A 1,915-nucleotide genomic window follows, 5' to 3' on the forward strand; every position below is an offset into this window, starting at 1 on the left:
TAGCCACCACGCTACGGACCCAGGTGGAGCGCAGCCCCAGCGCTCATGCCGGTCTGCGTGGATTGGCAGCCTTGGGCGCCCGGTATCTGCTCGGCGCCTCGCGGGCTGATCTGGGGGCCAGATGGGTCGGCGCGCCGGAGGAAACGGTCGTCCCGCGCGAAGGGGAAATCGCGGCCTATGCCGACGAGAAATACGGCATTTTTTCGGCGCTGGTTGAGGCGGTCGCGCCATTCTGGAAGCCGCTGTGCGATCTGCAGACCCGGGCTGGGCAGCTGATGGAGGCAGAAACTCGATGAACGGCGCGGACCTCTTGTGCGAAACGCTTCTGGCGAACGGGATAGACACATGCTTTGCCAATCCGGGCACCTCCGAGATGCACTTCGTCGCCGCCCTTGACCGCCAGCCCCGCATGCGCTGCATCCTTGGCCTGTTCGAGGGCGTGGTGACTGGCGCGGCGGATGGCTACGGGCGGATGGCGGATAAGCCCGCAGCAACGCTGCTGCACCTGGGCCCCGGCCTCGCGAACGGCCTGGCGAACCTGCACAACGCGCGTCGCGCGCGCACGCCCATGGTAAACGTGGTCGGCGACCACGCAACCTACCATCTTGCGCATGACGCCCCACTGACTTCGGACATCGACTCGCTTGCCCGTCCCATGTCGCACTGGGTGGGCCGCGCCGACACTGCCGCGTCAGTGGGCCGGCGCACCGAAGAAGCGATCGAGGCAGCTCTCAGGGGATCGGGCCAGATCGCCACATTGATCCTTCATGCTGACGCTGCCTGGACGGAGACCCCGACGCAACGCCCCGTCCCGGTCCCCCGAGCGGCAGTCACGCTTCCGGACCGCGTCTGCATCCGCGAGGCCGCCGCAGCTCTGCGAATCGGTCGGCAGACGACGATCCTCGTTACCGGTCTCGCACTGCGAGCGCCGCAATTGGAGCTTCTCGACAGGATCGCGACAAAGTTCGGCGCGCGGCTGATGGCGCAGCAGGCCAATGGCCGAATGCAGCGCGGCGCTGGCCGTGTGGCGATTGACCGCGTTCCCTACGCCATCGATCAGGCGCTCGAACTCTTCGCTACCACTGAACAGCTCATCCTGATCGGTGCGAAGGCGCCGGTTGGCTTCTTTGCCTACCCGGGCAAGCCAAGCAGCATGCTGCCTGAGGGCTGCAAGGTGATCGACATGGTGGAGCTGGAGGGGGACATGGTCGGTGCCATCGCTGCGCTGGCGGATGATGTCGGCATGAATGCCGCGCCGCCCGCGCGCCTGATTGCTCGCACTCGGCCCGATCTGCCCTCAGGACAGCTGACCCCGGATGCGATCGCCATCGCTCTGGCCCACCACATGCCAGCGGATGCGGTGGTCTGCGACGAATCCGTCACTTCCGGCCGTAACTTCTTCCGCGCAACCCACGGGGCCGAGCCACATGATTTTCTGCAGCTGACCGGTGGCTCGATCGGCATCGGCATGCCGCTGGCGACCGGCGCGGCGGTGGCCTGCCCGGACCGAAAGGTGATCGGTCTGCAGGCCGATGGAAGTGGCATGTATACGGTTCAGGCGCTTTGGACGCAGGCACGCGAGGCGCTTGACGTCGTGACGATCGTGTTCGCCAACCGCCGCTACCAGATCCTCCACGGCGAGTTGAAGAACGTGGGTGCAGGCGAACCGGGAGAGAACGCCCGCCGCATGCTGGATCTCGACGATCCGCATCTCGACTGGGTGAAGATCGCCGAAGGGATGGGGGTTGAGGGAGCTCGCGCCGATACGGCTGAACGTTTTTCCGAGCTTCTGAGCGTGGCCTGCGCACGCAAGGGGCCTTTCCTGATCGAAGCTGTAATCTGAAAGGGCCCAGGATGGGCAAGATCAAACGCGTTCCGCATTGCAGCCACTGGGGGGCCTACACGATCCTCGTGG

At 65.8% G+C, this 1,915-nt stretch carries 1 protein-coding gene and 1 pseudogene; both read left to right on the forward strand.

The window, feature by feature from the left end:
• Positions 1 to 296 (forward strand): annotated as a pseudogene (locus Q0938_RS19050) (carbohydrate kinase); the annotation flags it as partial.
• A complete protein-coding gene (locus tag Q0938_RS19055; protein ID WP_299365683.1) occupies positions 293 to 1,843 on the forward strand; it encodes an acetolactate synthase large subunit in 1,551 nt (516 codons plus the stop codon). The pseudogene Q0938_RS19050 and the gene Q0938_RS19055, both read left to right, overlap by 4 nt.
• The last annotated feature ends 72 nt before the right edge of the window (positions 1,844 to 1,915 follow it).

Source organism: uncultured Paracoccus sp., assembly GCF_947496875.1.
Taxonomy (GTDB): domain Bacteria; phylum Pseudomonadota; class Alphaproteobacteria; order Rhodobacterales; family Rhodobacteraceae; genus Paracoccus.

Bases quoted from the DNA above. Each gene is read 5' to 3' on its own strand.
- Q0938_RS19055 (WP_299365683.1), top strand. From the start codon at position 293: ATGAACGGCGCGGACCTCTTGTGCGAAACGCTTCTGGCGAACGGGATA.